Here is a 15497-nt window from a genome sequence, read left to right on the forward strand (position 1 = left end):
CACGGCGGCTTTTTCGTTTTGGGCGCCCTTGGTTTCGCTGGTTTCGTCTCCAAGTGCCGTCACGCGTGGGGCTTGCTTTCGCTGCGGCAGCATGCGGGAGAACCCATTGCATTCATAGGGTTACCGAAGTTCGCAGAGCACGAGTTGGCGAAGCGCCATACAATAGCGCTTGGAAGCCATCGCGCTTGGAAGCTTTTTTGGAGAGTTCGTATGTCCGCCGTCACCGATACCCCCGTGACCGAAATGCCCAGCCCCTTCGTCTTCACGGACGCGGCGGCCGACAAGGTGAAGCAACTGATCGACGAGGAAGGCAATCCCGACCTCAAACTGCGCGTGTTCGTCCAGGGCGGCGGCTGCTCGGGCTTCCAATATGGCTTCACGTTCGATGAAGCGATCAACGAAGACGACACCGTCATGAACAAAGGCGGCGTGCAACTGCTCATCGATTCCATGAGCTACCAATATTTGGTCGGCGCCGAGATCGACTACAAGGACGATATCAACGGCGCACAGTTCGTCATCAAGAACCCGAACGCCTCGACGACCTGCGGCTGCGGTTCGTCATTCTCGGTTTAAACCGGCGTCTTGCCGAACGACCGGCTTGGCCGGCTTGTCCGGCCCTATTGCCGAAATGGGCTTTGTGCTTCCCATGCCGTTCAGGTAGGCGACTGAACGGCATTTTTGTCGGCGTGGCGCTTGGTACCGTCTGGGGCTGCGCCGGCGCCTCTCTCCGTCCCGGTATAAGCCGGCCGCCCCCAGTGCCTGCGGTTGCTTCAGCGCGGGTAAATGGCCCCCAGCACGCGTTCGCCCGCTGCCCCGGTGACAGCCGGTAGATTGCCGGCCGCCCGTTCGATGCAGCGCATCGCAAGCCAGGCGAACGCCAGCGATTCGACGTGGTGCGGCGGTACGCCGAGTGCTTCGGTCGTCATCACCGGCACGCCCCGCACGCCGCTCATGTCGAGCGCCCGCTCGAGCGCCTTCAACAGTTCCGGATTGCGAGCGCCGCCACCGCAGACGTACACGGCTCGGCAGCCCGGGGCATGCCGCTCGATTTCCCGCGCGACGCTCACGGCCGTGAGCGCGGCCAGCGTCGCTTGAACATCGGCCGGCGCGAGCGCCTCGAACCCGGCGAGCTTCGCGTCGAGCCATCGGGCGTTGAACAAGTCTCGCCCGGTGCTCTTGGGCGGGGCCTGTTCGAAGAACGGCTCGTCGAGCAAAACGTTCAGCAACGATGGGTCGACGGCACCACTTGCGGCGAGGCGCCCGCCTTCGTCGTACGGCATCCCGACGTGGCGCTGTGCCCACTCGTCGAGCAGCACGTTTGCGGGGCCGCAATCGAAACCGCGGATCGCCTCGCCGCCGAAACCGTCCGCCTCCGCTGGCCTGCCCGCGTTATCTTGATGGCGGGGCGCGCGCGCGGGCGGCAAGACGGTGATATTGCTGATGCCGCCTAGGTTGCAGACGACGCGCGTTTCGTCGTCCGCCCCGAATACCTGCGCATGAAAGGCTGGAACGAGCGGCGCGCCCTGGCCCCCCGCGGCGACGTCGCGGCTGCGAAAGTCGGCGACGACGTCGATATGCGTCATTTCGGCGAGCAGCGCGGGATTGTTGATCTGCCGCGTATAGCCTTTTTCGGGACGATGGCGCACGGTTTGTCCGTGCACGCCGATCGCCCGCACTCTCGCGGGGGCGACGTTCGCACTGCGCAGCAGTTCGTGACAGCAGACCGCGTAGCGTGCGGCGAGCGCCGATGCGGCCAGCGCCTCGCGCTCTATTTCGTTTTCGCCGGGCTGCTGCAGGGCGAACAGCGCCTCGCGCAGGCCGTCGGCAAAACCGACGAATGCATCGGCCAGAACGCGTGGGGCTTGCCCCGCACGGAATTGCACGGCAACGCCGTCGACGCCGTCCATGCTCGTACCCGACATCAGCCCGAAATACACGCCGTCGGCACCGGTTTGAGTCGCGCTTGCGGCCACTTCTTGCTCCTTTTCGTGGTTGCGGGCCCCGTGGGGGGCGTTGCGAGCGCGCATGCGCGCTTGCGGGACCGATTATCCGCGAGAACGATCGCACGTGCCGAGGGCGGCCTGCGGGCGTGCGCGGCCTCCTCGACGCCGAACACCGCCCCAAGTATGGGACAATCGAAGCTTTTGCACCGTCCGCCAGCCGAACCCACCGATTTCCAGATGAGCACCGAGTCCACCTCCAAGCCTGCCTCGCCGTTTCCGATCACGGACGAGGTGCGCCACGCGCTCGCCGTCGCCAAGCGCGGCGCCGATGAACTGCTGATCGAAGAGGAATTCGCACAGAAGCTCGCCCGCAGCGCGGCAACGAGCACGCCGCTGCGGATCAAGCTGGGCCTCGATCCGACCGCCCCCGACATCCACATCGGACATACGGTCGTGCTCAACAAGATGCGCCAGTTGCAAGACCTCGGGCACACGGTCATTTTTCTCATCGGCGACTTCACTTCGCTGATCGGCGATCCGTCGGGCCGCAACGCGACGCGTCCGCCGCTGACGCGCGAGCAGATCGAATCGAATGCCAAGACCTATTTCGAGCAAGCAGCGCTCGTGCTCGACCGCGAGAAAACTGAAATCCGCTACAACAGCGAATGGTCGATGCCGCTCGGCGCCGACGGCATGATCAAGCTCGCCTCGCGCTACACGGTGGCGCGCATGCTCGAGCGTGACGATTTCACGAAGCGTTTCCAAGGCGGCGTGCCCATTTCGATTCATGAATTCCTTTATCCGTTGATGCAAGGGTACGACTCGGTCGCGCTGAACGCCGACCTCGAGCTCGGCGGCACGGATCAAAAGTTCAATCTGCTCGTCGGCCGCGAATTGCAGAAGCAATACGGTCAAGAACAGCAGTGCATCTTGACGATGCCGCTGCTCGAAGGGCTCGACGGCGTCGACAAAATGTCGAAGTCGAAGAACAACTACGTCGGGATCAGCGAAAAGCCGAGCGACATGTTCGGCAAGCTCATGAGCATTTCCGACGTCCTGATGTGGCGTTACTTCGAACTGCTCTCGTTCCGCAGCCTCGACGAGATCGCGCGTTTCAGGCGTGAATCCGAAGAAGGGCGCAATCCGCGCGATTTCAAGGTTCTGCTCGCCCAGGAGATCGTCGCGCGTTTTCACTCGCAAGCCGATGCCGAGCGTGCGTTGGAGGATTTCAACCATCGCGCGAAGGGCGGCGTGCCCGACGATATCGCCTCGGTCACGTTGAGCGGCGCGCCGCTCGCGATTGGCCAATTGCTGAAGCAGGCGGGGCTCGTCTCGTCGACGAGCGAAGCGCTGCGCAACGTCGAACAGAACGGCGTGCGGATCGACGGCACGGTGATCTCGGACAAGGCCCTCAAGATCGAGGCCGGCGAATACGTCGTGCAAGTGGGCAAACGCCGCTTTGCGCGCGTGACGCTGACGGCGTAAAGGGCGAGCGTGTTCACCAGCGTCCATGAGTCGAGCATTGGTGCGTCATGCGACGGAGTCCGCCGATGATCGCGCTGATCCAGCGCGTGACGCAGGCGAGCGTACGTGTCGGCGAACGCGTCGCGGGTGAAATTGGGCCTGGACTACTGGCGCTCGTATGCGCCGAGCGAGGCGACACCGAGGCAAGCGCCGAGAAGCTGCTCACGAAGATGCTCGGGTATCGCGTGTTCAGCGACGCCGCCGGCAAGATGAATCTGCCCGTGACGAACATCGATGGAGCGGGGCTGGCGGGCGGCTTGCTGCTCGTCTCCCAATTCACGCTCGCGGCCGATACGAACAGCGGCTCGCGGCCGAGCTTCACGCCCGCGGCGGCGCCCGAAGATGGCAAGCGATTGTTCGAGCACTTTGTTGCGCTGGCTCGTGCCCGCCATTCCCTCGTCGAGACGGGAGAGTTCGGCGCGATGATGCAGGTGTCCCTCGTCAATGACGGGCCGGTGACGTTCTGGCTCCAAACCCGCCCGTAATCCTTCCTTTGAGTTGCAGCCGATGCCGACGCAAGTTCTTTTCATCCGACATGGCGAGACGGCTTGGAATCGCGTGAAGCGCATCCAAGGGCACATCGACATTCCGCTGGCTGAGACGGGCATTGAGCAGGCGCAGCGCCTTGGCGAGCGGTTGGCGCGCGAAGTGCGTGATGGACGGCGGCTCGATGCGATCTATTCGAGCGATCTGCAGCGCGCGCGGCAAACGGCGCAGCCGACGGCCGCAGCGCTAGCCATGGTGCCGCGTCTCGTCGAAGGCTTGCGCGAGCGGGCCTACGGTATTTTTCAGGGGCACGACAGTGCCGAGATTGCGCAGCGCTATCCTGACGAATATGCGCGCTGGCAAACGCGCGATCCCGGGTTTGTGCCGGCAGGTGGTGAATCGGTGCGTGCGTTCTATCATCGCGTCGTTCACGCGGTGACTGCGATCATCGCCGAGCATCCGGGCGGCCGCATCGCGTGCGTCACGCATGGCGGCGTGCTCGATTGCGTGTACCGGTATGCACGCGGCCTTGCGCTCGATGCGCCGCGCGACTACCCGTTGCTCAATACGAGCATCAATACCGTAGCGTTTGACGGGGATGGGGCGGCGACGGTAATCGAATGGGCCGATGTCGCCCATCTGAGCGGCGCGAGCGACGACGACGGGTTGGTGAAGCAGAGCGCTTCGTTCTAGGCATCCGGCACAGCCGCAGCCCGCTGTCGGGCGCGCTTCGAAACCGCGTTCACGTGCGCCCATCGAATGACCGGCACGACGAGCCTAACACCCGGTCTCGCGAGTGCCGCCCGCATGCGCGCGAGCGTCGTGAACCCCAGCATTCGCTGCGCCCAATCGGGCAAGAGATCGGCGCCCGCATTCAGCATCAGATGCACGGCGGGCCGCATGAGCGGACGATCGGGCGGCGCTGCGCGACGCAAGATGCGCACGACTTCATGCGTGCGCGGCCCGGCCTCCAGCTGGGGCCTCATCGACGACAAGTACTCGGCCACCTTCGAGCGTGTCTCGGGCACGTCGCTCGCGCCCAGCGCTCTCGCGATCAATGCGACTTCCGCGTAGTAGCGGTCTTGTTCAGCCGGCGGCAGCGAGGGGTTCACATAGCGCAGATGCGCCGCTAGAAAGCTGGACACCTCTGCCACGTGCACCCATGTCAGCAGTGCCGGGTCGCTCGCCCGATAGGGGCGGCCGTCGGGCGCGATACCCGTCACCGCAAGGTGAATTCGCTTGACGCGCTCGATCAGCGCCAGCGCATCGTCGCGCGCGCCATACGTCGTCCCCGCGATGAATGTCGCCGTGCGACGCAAGCGCCCTCGCATGTCGGTGCGGAACGTCGAGTGATCCCAAACGCCGGCGAGCGCCAACGGATGCAGCGATTGCAGCATCAACGCACTGATGCCGCCGATCATCATCGACGTGAAATCGGCATGCACTTGCCAGCAGATCGCGTCGGGGCCGAAGAGCCCCGGGTCGCCGGGCGGCTGCGCGTAGTCCAGCGTCGGGCCGCTGCCGCTCGTCATGCTGAGCACGCCTTGTGAAATCCGCTGCCGCAGGCGCATGACGAACGCGGGATCGGAAGTATCCAGCCCGCTGTCTTGTCGACGAGCCGGTTCGGACATCGCAGCCTCGCTAACGAGTGGAGAAAGATCGACGGGTGCGTCTAGGCGCCGCCCGCGTCGTCCCACAAGGTACGCACGGTGCTTTGCGCGTCGGGCGCGGCAAGGCCGAAATGGCGGTAGGCCGCGAGCGTCGCCACGCGGCCGCGCGGCGTGCGCTGCAAATAGCCTTGCTGAATCAGATAGGGCTCGAGGACGTCTTCGATCGTGTCGCGCTCCTCGCCGATGGCCGCGGCAAGGTTGTCGACGCCGACCGGCCCGCCATCGAATTTGTGCAAGATCGCTTCCAACAGCTTGCGGTCCATCAGGTCGAAGCCGACCGGATCGACATCGAGCATGGCCAGTGCCGCATCGGCCACCCGCGCCGTGATCGCGCCGTCGGCTTTGACTTCCGCATAGTCGCGCACGCGCCGCAGCAGGCGGTTGGCGATCCGAGGCGTGCCGCGCGAGCGCTTGGCGATTTCGAACGCACCGTCGGGATGGATCTGCGCGCCGAGCAGCGCGGCCGAGCGGCGCACGATGCGCGAGAGCTGCTCGGCATCGTAGAACTCGAGCCGAGCGACGATACCGAAACGATCGCGCAGCGGATTCGTCAACATCCCGGCGCGCGTGGTCGCACCGACGAGCGTGAACGGCTGGAGATCGAGCTTCACGCTGCGCGCGGCGGGGCCTTCGCCGATCATGATGTCGATCTGGTAATCCTCGAGCGCCGGATACAGGATTTCCTCGACGACGGGAGAAAGCCGGTGGATTTCGTCGATGAACAGGACGTCGTTCGCTTCGAGGTTCGTCAGCAGGGCGGCCAGATCGCCTGCGCGCTCTAGCACGGGCCCTGAGGTTTGGCGCAGATTGACGCCCATTTCGCGCGCGATGATGTGGGCAAGCGTCGTCTTGCCGAGGCCGGGCGGCCCGAACAGCAGTACGTGGTCGAGCGCTTCGGAGCGGCGCTTCGCCGCTTCGATGAAGATTTCGAGCTGGCCGCGCACTTTTTCCTGCCCGACGTATTCGTCGAGCTGGCGTGGACGCAGCGCACGCTCGAACACCTCTTCGTGCGACGACGCGGGCGTGGCGGAGATGATGCGCTCGCTAGCGAGCTTATCGGTTTCGATCATGCGTGCCATTGTACCGCGCGCGCCGGCTGCTCACGCCGGACGATGCCAGGGGCGCGAGGCCCGCCCGGTCAAGCCTTCGACAAGGCCTTGAGCGCCAGTTTGATCCCTTCGGAGACACCCGCGCCGGCCGGCACGTTCTTGATCGCGGCGAGCGCTTCTTTCTCCGAATAGCCGAGCGCCAGTAGGGCGTTCAGGATGTCCGAAGCATGGTCCGACGGCGATGCGGCAGCCGCGGCGGCGCCGATATCGGCCCCGAGCTTGCCTTTCAGTTCGAGCAGCAGCCGCTCGGCGGTTTTCTTGCCGATGCCCGGCACGCGCGTGAGGCGCGCGGCGTCCTGCAGCGTGACGGCCTGCGCGAGGTCCTGCACGCTCATGCCCGACAGCACGGCCAACGCCATGCGTGCGCCGATTCCGCTGATCTTCAGCAGCTCGCGAAACGTCGCGCGCTCCTGCGTCGTGCCGAAACCGTAGAGCAGGTGCGCATCCTCGCGGACGATGAGCTGCGTCAGGAGGACGACTTTTTCGCCTGTCGACGGGAGGTTGTAGAAGGTGCTCATCGGCACGTCGACTTCATAGCCGACGCCGTTGCAATCGACGAGCAGATGGGGCGGATTTTTTTCGAGCAGAATGCCGGCGATGCGACCGATCATGGGGCGGTGGTCTTAACGTGACGGTGGGTTGGAACGTGCCATATGAACCAGACAAGGGATATTGCCAGCGTGAAGATTCCAACGAGCAGCAACCCGGCAATGACCTCGTCTTCGCCTTCGACTCCTACGGCACCGTACGCGTGAAACGCGGGTGTCAAGAGCTTCCAGCCCGCGTCCCCATGGATCCAAGCAAGCAACGGGTCGATGCTGGTCAGGATCAGAAACATCGGTGCCGCGAGGCCGATGGCGATCATGAACTGTAGCATTGGGCGTTTCATCTGACGTCGACCATTCCGAAATATTGGGGCGGCCGAATGGCAGGACCGAGTCAGCTTCGCCGGTATCGGCTGATCGAAAAGCTATCCAATGAGCCGTCCGCGCCGCACACGCAGGCCCTTTTTCGCCAGCGCCGGCGCGAGGCCACCGAGCGTGTCGAGCGTGTTGCCGCCGTGCGCATGGCAAATCGCCATACCGAGTGCGTCGGCCGCATCGGTGCCGGGCACGCCCGATAGGCTCAGCAAACGCACGACCATTTGCTGCATTTGCTCTTTCGTTGCACGCCCGTAGCCCACGACGGCCTGCTTCAGTTGCAGCGCCGTGTACTCCGCCACGGGCACGCCGCCGGCGACGAGCCCGCAGATCGCTGCCCCGCGCGCTTGGCCCAGCAGCAGCGTCGATTGCGGGTTGACGTTGACGAATACCTTTTCGATGGCCGACTGATCGGGCGCGTGCTCGCGAATCAGCGCCGAGACGCCGTCGAAGATCGTGCCGAGGCGGGAGGGCAGATCGCCGTCGCTCGTGCGGATGACGCCGCTCGTCACGTAGGCGAGCCGCTGGCCTGTCTGCTCGATGACGCCAAAGCCCGTGACGCGCAAGCCTGGGTCGATGCCGAGGATTCTCATGAACTAAAACCGGACGAAGTGCCCGAGATACTACAACGAACGGCGGCACGCGCAAATGCCATGCATGGAGACGGTAAAACCGGACGCATGGAAGCCCAAACACGACGCTTGCAAGCCCTCGCGAAACGCTTCATGCGGGCACTGACTGACGTAGCGTCTTAACCAGCAGGCCGTAGAGGGTATCAACGGCTTTCGAGCCACGCGAATCCCGGCTTCGATATACCGCGACCTCCATCGGCTCGAGCGGGCCCAGACCCTCTTCGCGGCTGAGAATCCGCAGATGCCCGGGCGCACTGCATTGCGTCAGCGCCGCCACGGCCAACCCGCTTTCGACGGCTGCGATCTGCCCGGCCAGGCTCGAACTGTTGTACACCACCTTATAGCGACGCCCTTGCTGCGCCAGTGAATGGATCGCGCTGCGCCGGGCGAGACTCGCGCTTTCATAGACGGCGATCGGCATCGGATCGCGTCGCCATAATTCGAACTGCGCCGCGCCGACCCATACCATCGGCTCGTGAAACAGCAGCGTGCCACGCCGCGCCCGATCGCGTGACACCAGCGCGAGGTCCAACTCGCCGCTCGCCACGCGCGGGATGAGCGACGTCGATTGCTCGCAGATCAACTCGATTTCGACACCGCTGTGCCGCGGCGCGAACCGTTTGAGTACCGGCGTCAGGTATTTTTCCGCGTAGTCGTCGGGCACGCCGAGCCGCACGCGCCCGGTGAGTTGCTCACCGTGCAACGCGATCTGGGCTTGCGCGTGCAGGTCGAGAATGCGGCGCGCATAGCCGAGCAGCGTCTCGCCCTCGTGAGTGAGGGCGAGCGCTCGTGAGCCGCGCTCGATGAGCCGCAGCCCCAGCGCGCTTTCCAGCTTCTTGAGCTGCATGCTCACTGCCGACTGCGACCGATGCACTTCGCCCGCCGCGCTCGATAGCGAACCGGCATCGACGACGGCGACGAAGCATCTGAGCCAGTCCGTCTGCAGATCGCGTTGTTTCATTGCTGTCACCGGCTTTCGAATTTCGAATGGATGATCTTCGAATTATGCGCTTTTCGTTCGGTCGTCGCGGAGACACACTCGGTGAATGCATACGGATCAGCACATTCAAGACGCGGCCTCCGCCTTGGCGTCGCACCGCCCGTCGAACGACGGCGCGTGGCCGTTCATTCTCGGCTGCGCGCTGCTCGGCACGATCGGCGTCTTTGCGAGGGAAGCCCACGCCGCGCCGTTGACGGCAACGTGGTTTCGTTGCGCGCTCGGCCTGCTAGGCCTGACGTGCTGGGTCGCATGGCGTCGCCAGGTGCGATTTCTACGGCTCAAGCGAACGACCGGCCCTTGGATCGTCGTCGCCGGCTCCTTGATGGTTTTGAGCTGGAGCTTGTTCTTCACCGCCATTGAACGGGTGCCGGTGGGCGTGGCGATCGTGCTGTTTCACGTTCAGCCGTTGTGGGTGCTGGTCCTCGGCGCCCTGTGCCTGAAGGAATCGATCGGCAGGCGGCGGGTGGGCGCGGTCTCGGTGGCGATGGTCGGCCTCGTGCTGGCGACGGGCATCGCCGAGCACCGAACAGGCGGCGACGGCCGGCAAAGTTATTGGCTCGATGTTGCTTTGTGTCTCTTGGGCGCATTCTGCATGGCGTGCGTCACGATCATCGCGCGGCGTTTGCGCGACTTGCCCGCGGGCATCCTTGCCTGGTGGCAATGCGCGATCGGCACGCTGACGCTATGGATCTGGCCGATGCAGCACGGTTGGCCCGCGTGGGGTGCGTCATGGCTGTGGCTTGCCGGGCTCGGCATCGTTCATACCGGTCTCGCCTACACGTTGATCTACAGCGGCATGGCGCGCCTGGATACTGGCCGCATTGCGTTGCTTCAATTCGTGTATCCGGCGGTCGCGATCGTCATCGATCGGATTTTTTTCGGCCAGCATTTGAGCCCCTTGCAACTGACGGGCATTGCGGCGATGTCGATCGCAATCTGGCTTGCCGAACGCGCGCCTCAGCGGTAATCAGCGAAGAGACCCCGTCGAAGATGATGGGCAAGATTCGGCAAGCAGCCGGCGGGAGGTCTTCCCGCCGCCGGGACTGCTTGCATCAGTCAAAGTCTGCCACGGGCCTCGATCGGCCAGATATCGACGAGTGTATCGCCGTCGACTACGTGGTAGCGATCGTACAGATTGACCGTGGGATCGCAATGCGGCGTCATGAATTCGACGCGCGCGCCGAGCGGCGGTCGATGTGCCGGATCGACGATCAGCTTGCCGTGCTCGTCCCCGAAGAACGCGTAGTCTGAAGGCCCCTCGATGCCGCGAGCAACGCGCGGCACGACGCTGTCGGTGGCGAAGCTCTTCGTGCCCGCATCGAGCGTGACCCACTGCGGTGCCTGTGTGCTGACGACGGTGCTTTGAACGAATAGCGACGTATCGAACGGCGGGCTCCATTCCATGTCGGCCAGTACTTGGTTGTATTCAACGTCCATGAAGACATACGAGCCCGGTTGCATTTCGGTGAACACGCCGGCGGGTGCGTCCGCCTCGTGCGTACCAGTGCCCACACCCGTGACGATTTCGATGGGCATGCCGGCCGACTCGAGCTTATCGACGAGAGACGCAACGGCCTTGCGCAATTGCGCAGCCGCGTGATCGCGCTCAGAACGCGGTTCGATATGCTGGAGATGGCCGCCGTAAGCCTGCACCCCACGCAGCGTCAGCATGCCTGTTTCCGCTATGGCGCTTGCGAGAGCCACGGCTGCATCTTCATCGATGACACCCGTGCGGTGGTATCCCGCGTGGTAGTCGATAAGCACATCGAGCGGGTGGGCGAGCCGGGCTGCGTGCAAGGCGAGTTCCGCAACATTGCGTGGATCGTCGACGACGACCATCAACTGCCGCGGGCCAGCTTTGTCGGCTAGTGCAACGAGGCGGCGCAGCTTGTTGGTGCTGACGACCGGTGACGTCACCAGGACGCCCGGGATGCCGGCTTGGACCATCACCTCAGCCTCGCCGAGCGTCGCGCAGCTTACGCCTAGCGCGCCCGCTTCGATCTGCATTTGAGCGATCCGCGCCGACTTATGGCTTTTAACGTGCGGACGCAAGCCGATGCCGCAGCGCTCGGCCATGATAGCCATCTTCGCGATGTTGCCTGCCAACGCCGTGCGATCCAGCAATAGCGCCGGAGTGTCGAGTTCGTTGCGGCTGCCGGCAATGCCGACGAGGTAACCGTTCGGGCCTAGGGTAGGGGAATGTGACACGAAGGCTCCTAGGTGCGCGGTCCGATCACAGTGTCGAATAGTGACGTCGGCATACGTTGATGAACGCGCGCCTCGATCAGGCGATCGCGCACACTTGTAATGGGAATTCCCACGATGGCCATTTTATCGCCGATCGCGCGAAGTGCCGCGTCGACGCTGGCGTCAGGGACAAAGTGCGATCGGCGCAAAAAGCCGGGGATGGCTGTGGCATCGTAGCCTAGCGTAAGCAAGAAGGCGACCTCGTACTCGATCGTGGAAAATTGCCCAACGCCATCGATCACGCCGCATTCGGTTCGCTCGATGCTGCAACCGCTACCGAACTGCGACCAATAGCTGGGAAATAGGGCGGCAAATCGCTCGAGGTTCGCGTGGTAAGCACAATAGATGAGGCCGAGCACCGACTTGGAGGGATGATGCTTCAACAAAAACTTATCGAACACGAGTGCGCCGAGCCCGGTATCGTACTCATGAATATTTAGGACTGACTTCAACGCGCCAATGTCGCCGCTGTCCAGCAAGCGTCGGTCTTCCCGGACGAAGCAATCGGCGAACGCCGCGGTGCCGTCACAGGGCATATCGCGATCCATGCGGCCGGCAACATCTCCGCCGCGCGGCAGACCGACAATGCGCCCGTAAGCGTCGTTGGCCGTCAGGTGGCGCGAATGCACGTCCTTCGCACCTGCGATGGCGCCGCTCGCGGATGAGGCCACGTCGATGGTTCGCCCGAATCGTTCAATGAACAACCGATGTTCGTCGGTAAAACGCTCTGGGTCGACAAGAGAATAGGACATGGATGCGCCCTCGATAATGGGGTGGGCATCCAGCATGGCTAGCGTGCGAGCGTTATTTCGTGTTGGTTGAAAAAATCAGACCGACGGAAAGGAAAATATGATGGCAGACGCGGGCTGAGATAGGTGCGAATGAAACGTTGGCGGCTCGTTCCGGCCGCGTCGTCGGCCGCGCCCATCATTAAAAAACCCGGCCGCAGCCGGGTTCTTGCACTGGCGGCCCGAGCCGCCCAACCATCCGCTTCGATGCGTTCAATGACGGAAATGCCGCACGCCCGTCACGACCATCGCGATGTTGTGTTCATCGGCCGCCGCGATGACTTCATCGTCGCGCATCGAGCCGCCCGGCTGAATCACGCAAGTTGCGCCCGCCGCCACGACGACGTCGAGGCCGTCGCGGAACGGGAAGAACGCGTCCGACGCCACGGTCGAGCCCTGCAGCGAGAGCCCGGCGTTTTGCGCCTTGATGCTCGCGATGCGCGCCGAATCCACGCGGCTCATTTGCCCCGCACCCACGCCGAGCGTCATGCCCTTGCCGCAGAAGACGATCGCGTTCGACTTCACGAACTTGGCCACGCGCCAAGCGAACATCAGATCGTCCATTTCCTGCGGCGTAGGATGACGCTTCGTCACGACGCGCAGATCGCGCGGCAGCACATTCTTCGCATCGGGCGACTGCACGAGCAGGCCGCCGCCGACACGCTTGAAATCGAACGCGTTCTGTCCCGCGCCCAGCGCGATCTCGAGCACACGCACGTTCTGCTTCGCGGCGAGCACTTGTTTCGCGGCGTCGGTCAGCGACGGCGCAATCAGCACTTCGACGAATTGCTTGCTGACGGCCTGAGCCGCCGCTTCGTCCACTTCGCGATTGAACGCGATGATGCCGCCGAAGGCCGACGTCGGATCGGTTTGGAATGCCTTCGCATAAGCTTCGGCGGGAGTCGCTGCAATCGCCACGCCGCACGGATTGGCGTGCTTGATGATGACGCAGGCGGGGACGTCGAACGTCTTGACGCATTCCCAGGCCGCGTCGGCGTCGGCGATGTTGTTGTACGAGAGCTCCTTGCCCTGCAGCTGCCGATAGCCGGCCAGCGCGCCCGCCGGCACGGCGATGTCGCGGTAGAACGCGGCGCTTTGGTGCGGGTTCTCGCCGTAGCGCAAATCCTGCACTTTCTCGAACGCCAAGTTCAAGGTGTCCGGATACGTGTTGCGCGACGAGTGCTGTAGCGCCTCCGTGAGGCTCGTCAGATAGTTCGTGATCGCGCCGTCGTATTGCGCCGTGTGCGCATACACCTTCGTGGCAAGCCGGAAATTCGTCTTGTAGCTGACCGCGTTGCCGTTCGCGCGCATTTCATCGAGCACCCCCGCATAATCGGCCGGATCGACGATGACCGTGACGTCGCGGTGATTCTTGGCCGCGGAGCGCAGCATCGTCGGGCCGCCGATGTCGATGTTCTCGATCGCGTCCTCGAGCGTGCAGTCGTCCTTTGCAACCGTGGCGACGAACGGGTATAGGTTCACGACGAGCAGATCGATCGTCGGAATGTCGTGCGCTTGGAGCGCAGCCATGTGCTCGGGCAAATCGCGTCGCGCGAGAATGCCGCCGTGCACCTTCGGATGCAGCGTCTTCACGCGGCCGTCGAGCATTTCGGGAAAGCCCGTGTAGTCGGCCACTTCGGTGACCGGAAGGCCGGCGTCGGCGAGCAGCTTCGCCGTGCCGCCCGTCGACAGGATCTTGACGCCGAGCGCCGACAACGAACGAGCGAAGTCGACGATGCCGGACTTGTCGGAAACTGAAATGAGCGCTTGCTTGATCATGATGGGAACGATGGCCGAAAGGAAAACGAGGGTGGCGCGTTACAGCAGGCCGTGCTGCTGTAGCTTCTTGCGCAACGTATTGCGGTTGATGCCGAGATATTCGGCGGCCAGCGACTGATTGCCGCCGGCCTGCTCGAGCACCACCTCGAGCATCGGTTTTTCGACGCACGACATCACCATGTCATAAACGTCGTGCGGATTGGCACCGTCGAGGTCCTGGAAGTAATTGCCCAGGCTGTCGCGGACGCATTGTTCGATGTTGTGCTTGCTCATGCTGCTAAAGGTTCGTTGCGGTTCGGCTCGCCGTGCCCAGCCATGTCGTCGTCGACGTAGACGAGCCGGTCCGACAGCGCCTGCTGCTCGTCGAAGAACGCATTGACGGCGAGGAGCTGCTCCCGTGTGGTATCGAGCGTGTTCATCCGGTGCCGGAACGCATTGGCGCCGGAAAGGCCGCGAGTGTACCAGCCGATGTGCTTGCGTGCCGTGCGCACGCCCGTATATTCCCCGTAAAACGCGTAGTGATCCTCGAGGTGCTCGTTCATGACCTGCCGAATCTCGGCGATGCGCGGCGGCGGCAACACCTCGCCCGTCGCCAGGAAATGCGCGATTTCGCGGAACAGCCACGGCCGCCCCTGCGCCGCGCGGCCGATCATGATCGCGTCGGCCCCCGTGGCTGCCAGCACGGCGCGCGCCTTGGCCGGCGAATCGATATCGCCGTTCGCAACGACCGGGATGCGCACGGCCGCCTTCACGGCCGCGATCGTGTCGTACTCCGCTTCGCCATGATAGAGATCGGCGCGCGTGCGGCCATGGACCGTCAGCATCGAAATGCCGGCCGCCTCGGCCAGCCGCGCGATGCGCACCGCATTGCGATTTTCGCGGTTCCAGCCCGTACGGATCTTCAGCGTGACCGGCACCGCGCTGGGCCCCGTACCGACGGCCTCGACGACGGCCTGCACGATGCGTACGACGAGCGGCTCGTTTTGCAGCAGCGCGGAGCCGGCCGCGACATTGCATACCTTCTTGGCCGGGCATCCCATGTTGATGTCGATGATTTGCGCGCCGTTATCGACGTTGTAGCGCGCCGCTTCGGCCATCATCGCCGGGTCCGCCCCCGCGATCTGCACCGCGATCGGCTCGACCTCGCCGGCATGGTTCGCGCGGCGCATCGTCTTCTCGCTCTTCCAGAGCTGCGCGTTAGACGCGACCATCTCGGACACGGCGTAGCCGGCCCCGAGCCGCTTGCAAAGCTGGCGGAACGGCCGATCCGTCACGCCGGCCATTGGGGCGACGAACAGATTGTTGCGCAGAGTGTGCGAGCCGAGCGTTGGCATAAGAATGGGGCGGCTGCCCGCGCCGAACGGGCACGGGCGCGGGTAGGCGACCAGGGAAACGC

Annotated in this window: 17 protein-coding genes; 5 read left to right on the forward strand and 12 right to left on the reverse strand. The window is 64.1% G+C overall.

Annotated elements, in window-relative coordinates; all coding sequences use genetic code 11:
- The first annotated feature begins 210 nt into the window (after positions 1–210).
- Positions 211–576, forward strand: a complete 366-nt coding sequence (erpA, locus tag ACTHNZ_RS11895; RefSeq protein ID WP_440542687.1) for an iron-sulfur cluster insertion protein ErpA — start codon at positions 211–213, stop codon at positions 574–576.
- Between the two features lie 197 nt (positions 577–773).
- On the opposite strand, the gene ACTHNZ_RS11900 is transcribed toward erpA, so the two are convergent.
- Positions 774–1925: an anhydro-N-acetylmuramic acid kinase gene (locus ACTHNZ_RS11900; RefSeq protein ID WP_440542746.1), complete on the reverse strand. Its 1152-nt coding sequence runs from the start codon at positions 1923–1925 to the stop codon at positions 774–776.
- Positions 1926–2183: 258 nt separating this feature from the next.
- Here ACTHNZ_RS11900 and tyrS point away from each other — a divergent pair, with 258 nt between their 5' ends.
- The 3 genes from tyrS to ACTHNZ_RS11915 all read left to right on the forward strand — a co-directional run bounded on the left by tyrS (position 2184) and on the right by ACTHNZ_RS11915 (position 4649).
- Positions 2184–3431, forward strand: coding sequence for a tyrosine--tRNA ligase (tyrS, locus tag ACTHNZ_RS11905; protein WP_440542688.1), 1248 nt, complete (start codon positions 2184–2186; stop codon positions 3429–3431).
- A 65-nt stretch (positions 3432–3496) separates the two neighbouring features.
- Positions 3497–3955, forward strand: a complete 459-nt coding sequence (gene dtd / locus ACTHNZ_RS11910; RefSeq protein ID WP_440542689.1) for a D-aminoacyl-tRNA deacylase — start codon at positions 3497–3499, stop codon at positions 3953–3955.
- A gap of 22 nt (positions 3956–3977) precedes the next feature.
- Positions 3978–4649 (forward strand): histidine phosphatase family protein, encoded by a 672-nt coding sequence (locus ACTHNZ_RS11915; protein ID WP_440542690.1) that lies wholly within the window; start codon positions 3978–3980, stop codon positions 4647–4649.
- Here the strand turns inward: ACTHNZ_RS11915 and ACTHNZ_RS11920 are convergent.
- The 6 genes from ACTHNZ_RS11920 to ACTHNZ_RS11945 form a co-directional block, all read right to left on the reverse strand.
- Positions 4646–5587: an oxygenase MpaB family protein gene (locus ACTHNZ_RS11920; RefSeq protein WP_440542691.1), complete on the reverse strand. Its 942-nt coding sequence runs from the start codon at positions 5585–5587 to the stop codon at positions 4646–4648. The genes ACTHNZ_RS11915 and ACTHNZ_RS11920 overlap by 4 nt on opposite strands.
- A 41-nt stretch (positions 5588–5628) precedes the next feature.
- Entirely contained in the window at positions 5629–6696 is a 1068-nt protein-coding gene (gene ruvB, locus ACTHNZ_RS11925) for a Holliday junction branch migration DNA helicase RuvB (RefSeq protein WP_440542692.1), read from the reverse strand.
- A gap of 68 nt (positions 6697–6764) precedes the next feature.
- Positions 6765–7346, reverse strand: a complete 582-nt coding sequence (gene ruvA, locus ACTHNZ_RS11930; RefSeq protein ID WP_440542693.1) for a Holliday junction branch migration protein RuvA — start codon at positions 7344–7346, stop codon at positions 6765–6767.
- Positions 7343–7624: a hypothetical protein gene (locus tag ACTHNZ_RS11935; protein WP_440542694.1), complete on the reverse strand. Its 282-nt coding sequence runs from the start codon at positions 7622–7624 to the stop codon at positions 7343–7345. The genes ruvA and ACTHNZ_RS11935 overlap by 4 nt, the downstream gene beginning before the upstream one ends.
- Positions 7625–7705: 81 nt before the next feature.
- Positions 7706–8248 (reverse strand): crossover junction endodeoxyribonuclease RuvC, encoded by a 543-nt coding sequence (ruvC, locus tag ACTHNZ_RS11940; RefSeq protein WP_440542695.1) that lies wholly within the window; start codon positions 8246–8248, stop codon positions 7706–7708.
- A gap of 130 nt (positions 8249–8378) precedes the next feature.
- Positions 8379–9248, reverse strand: coding sequence for a LysR family transcriptional regulator (locus tag ACTHNZ_RS11945; protein WP_440542696.1), 870 nt, complete (start codon positions 9246–9248; stop codon positions 8379–8381).
- An 85-nt stretch (positions 9249–9333) separates the two neighbouring features.
- Between ACTHNZ_RS11945 and ACTHNZ_RS11950 the strand changes: the two genes are divergently transcribed.
- Positions 9334–10254: a DMT family transporter gene (locus ACTHNZ_RS11950; RefSeq protein ID WP_440542697.1), complete on the forward strand. Its 921-nt coding sequence runs from the start codon at positions 9334–9336 to the stop codon at positions 10252–10254.
- An 89-nt stretch (positions 10255–10343) separates the two neighbouring features.
- On the opposite strand, the gene ACTHNZ_RS11955 is transcribed toward ACTHNZ_RS11950, so the two are convergent.
- The 5 genes from ACTHNZ_RS11955 to dusB form a co-directional block, all read right to left on the reverse strand.
- Positions 10344–11495: a DSD1 family PLP-dependent enzyme gene (locus tag ACTHNZ_RS11955; RefSeq protein ID WP_440542698.1), complete on the reverse strand. Its 1152-nt coding sequence runs from the start codon at positions 11493–11495 to the stop codon at positions 10344–10346.
- Positions 11496–11503: 8 nt separating this feature from the next.
- Complete coding sequence (locus ACTHNZ_RS11960) at positions 11504–12286, reverse strand: hypothetical protein (protein WP_440542699.1); 783 nt, start codon at positions 12284–12286, stop codon at positions 11504–11506.
- A 249-nt stretch (positions 12287–12535) separates the two neighbouring features.
- Positions 12536–14101 carry a bifunctional phosphoribosylaminoimidazolecarboxamide formyltransferase/IMP cyclohydrolase gene (purH, locus tag ACTHNZ_RS11965; RefSeq protein WP_440542700.1) on the reverse strand — a complete coding sequence of 522 codons (1566 nt, stop codon included), beginning with the start codon at positions 14099–14101 and terminating at the stop codon, positions 12536–12538.
- Positions 14102–14140: 39 nt separating this feature from the next.
- Positions 14141–14374, reverse strand: a complete 234-nt coding sequence (locus ACTHNZ_RS11970; protein WP_440542701.1) for a Fis family transcriptional regulator — start codon at positions 14372–14374, stop codon at positions 14141–14143.
- Entirely contained in the window at positions 14371–15435 is a 1065-nt protein-coding gene (gene dusB, locus ACTHNZ_RS11975) for a tRNA dihydrouridine synthase DusB (RefSeq protein ID WP_440542747.1), read from the reverse strand. Before dusB ends, ACTHNZ_RS11970 begins: the two co-directional genes overlap by 4 nt.
- Positions 15436–15497 lie beyond the last annotated feature (62 nt).

It is taken from the genome of Trinickia sp., assembly GCF_051953955.1.
GTDB lineage: Bacteria > Pseudomonadota > Gammaproteobacteria > Burkholderiales > Burkholderiaceae > Trinickia.

Bases quoted from the DNA above. Each gene is read 5' to 3' on its own strand.
- ruvB (WP_440542692.1), bottom strand. From the start codon at position 6,696: ATGATCGAAACCGATAAGCTCGCTAGCGAGCGCATCATCTCCGCCACG.
- tyrS (WP_440542688.1), top strand. From the start codon at position 2,184: ATGAGCACCGAGTCCACCTCCAAGCCTGCCTCGCCGTTTCCGATCACG.
- dtd (WP_440542689.1), top strand. From the start codon at position 3,497: ATGATCGCGCTGATCCAGCGCGTGACGCAGGCGAGCGTACGTGTCGGC.
- ACTHNZ_RS11970 (WP_440542701.1), bottom strand. From the start codon at position 14,374: ATGAGCAAGCACAACATCGAACAATGCGTCCGCGACAGCCTGGGCAAT.
- ruvA (WP_440542693.1), bottom strand. From the start codon at position 7,346: ATGATCGGTCGCATCGCCGGCATTCTGCTCGAAAAAAATCCGCCCCAT.
- ACTHNZ_RS11950 (WP_440542697.1), top strand. From the start codon at position 9,334: ATGCATACGGATCAGCACATTCAAGACGCGGCCTCCGCCTTGGCGTCG.
- ACTHNZ_RS11920 (WP_440542691.1), bottom strand. From the start codon at position 5,587: ATGTCCGAACCGGCTCGTCGACAAGACAGCGGGCTGGATACTTCCGAT.
- ACTHNZ_RS11960 (WP_440542699.1), bottom strand. From the start codon at position 12,286: ATGTCCTATTCTCTTGTCGACCCAGAGCGTTTTACCGACGAACATCGG.
- ACTHNZ_RS11900 (WP_440542746.1), bottom strand. From the start codon at position 1,925: ATGTCGGGTACGAGCATGGACGGCGTCGACGGCGTTGCCGTGCAATTC.
- purH (WP_440542700.1), bottom strand. From the start codon at position 14,101: ATGATCAAGCAAGCGCTCATTTCAGTTTCCGACAAGTCCGGCATCGTC.
- ACTHNZ_RS11915 (WP_440542690.1), top strand. From the start codon at position 3,978: ATGCCGACGCAAGTTCTTTTCATCCGACATGGCGAGACGGCTTGGAAT.
- ruvC (WP_440542695.1), bottom strand. From the start codon at position 8,248: ATGAGAATCCTCGGCATCGACCCAGGCTTGCGCGTCACGGGCTTTGGC.
- dusB (WP_440542747.1), bottom strand. From the start codon at position 15,435: ATGCCAACGCTCGGCTCGCACACTCTGCGCAACAATCTGTTCGTCGCC.
- ACTHNZ_RS11935 (WP_440542694.1), bottom strand. From the start codon at position 7,624: ATGAAACGCCCAATGCTACAGTTCATGATCGCCATCGGCCTCGCGGCA.
- erpA (WP_440542687.1), top strand. From the start codon at position 211: ATGTCCGCCGTCACCGATACCCCCGTGACCGAAATGCCCAGCCCCTTC.
- ACTHNZ_RS11945 (WP_440542696.1), bottom strand. From the start codon at position 9,248: ATGAAACAACGCGATCTGCAGACGGACTGGCTCAGATGCTTCGTCGCC.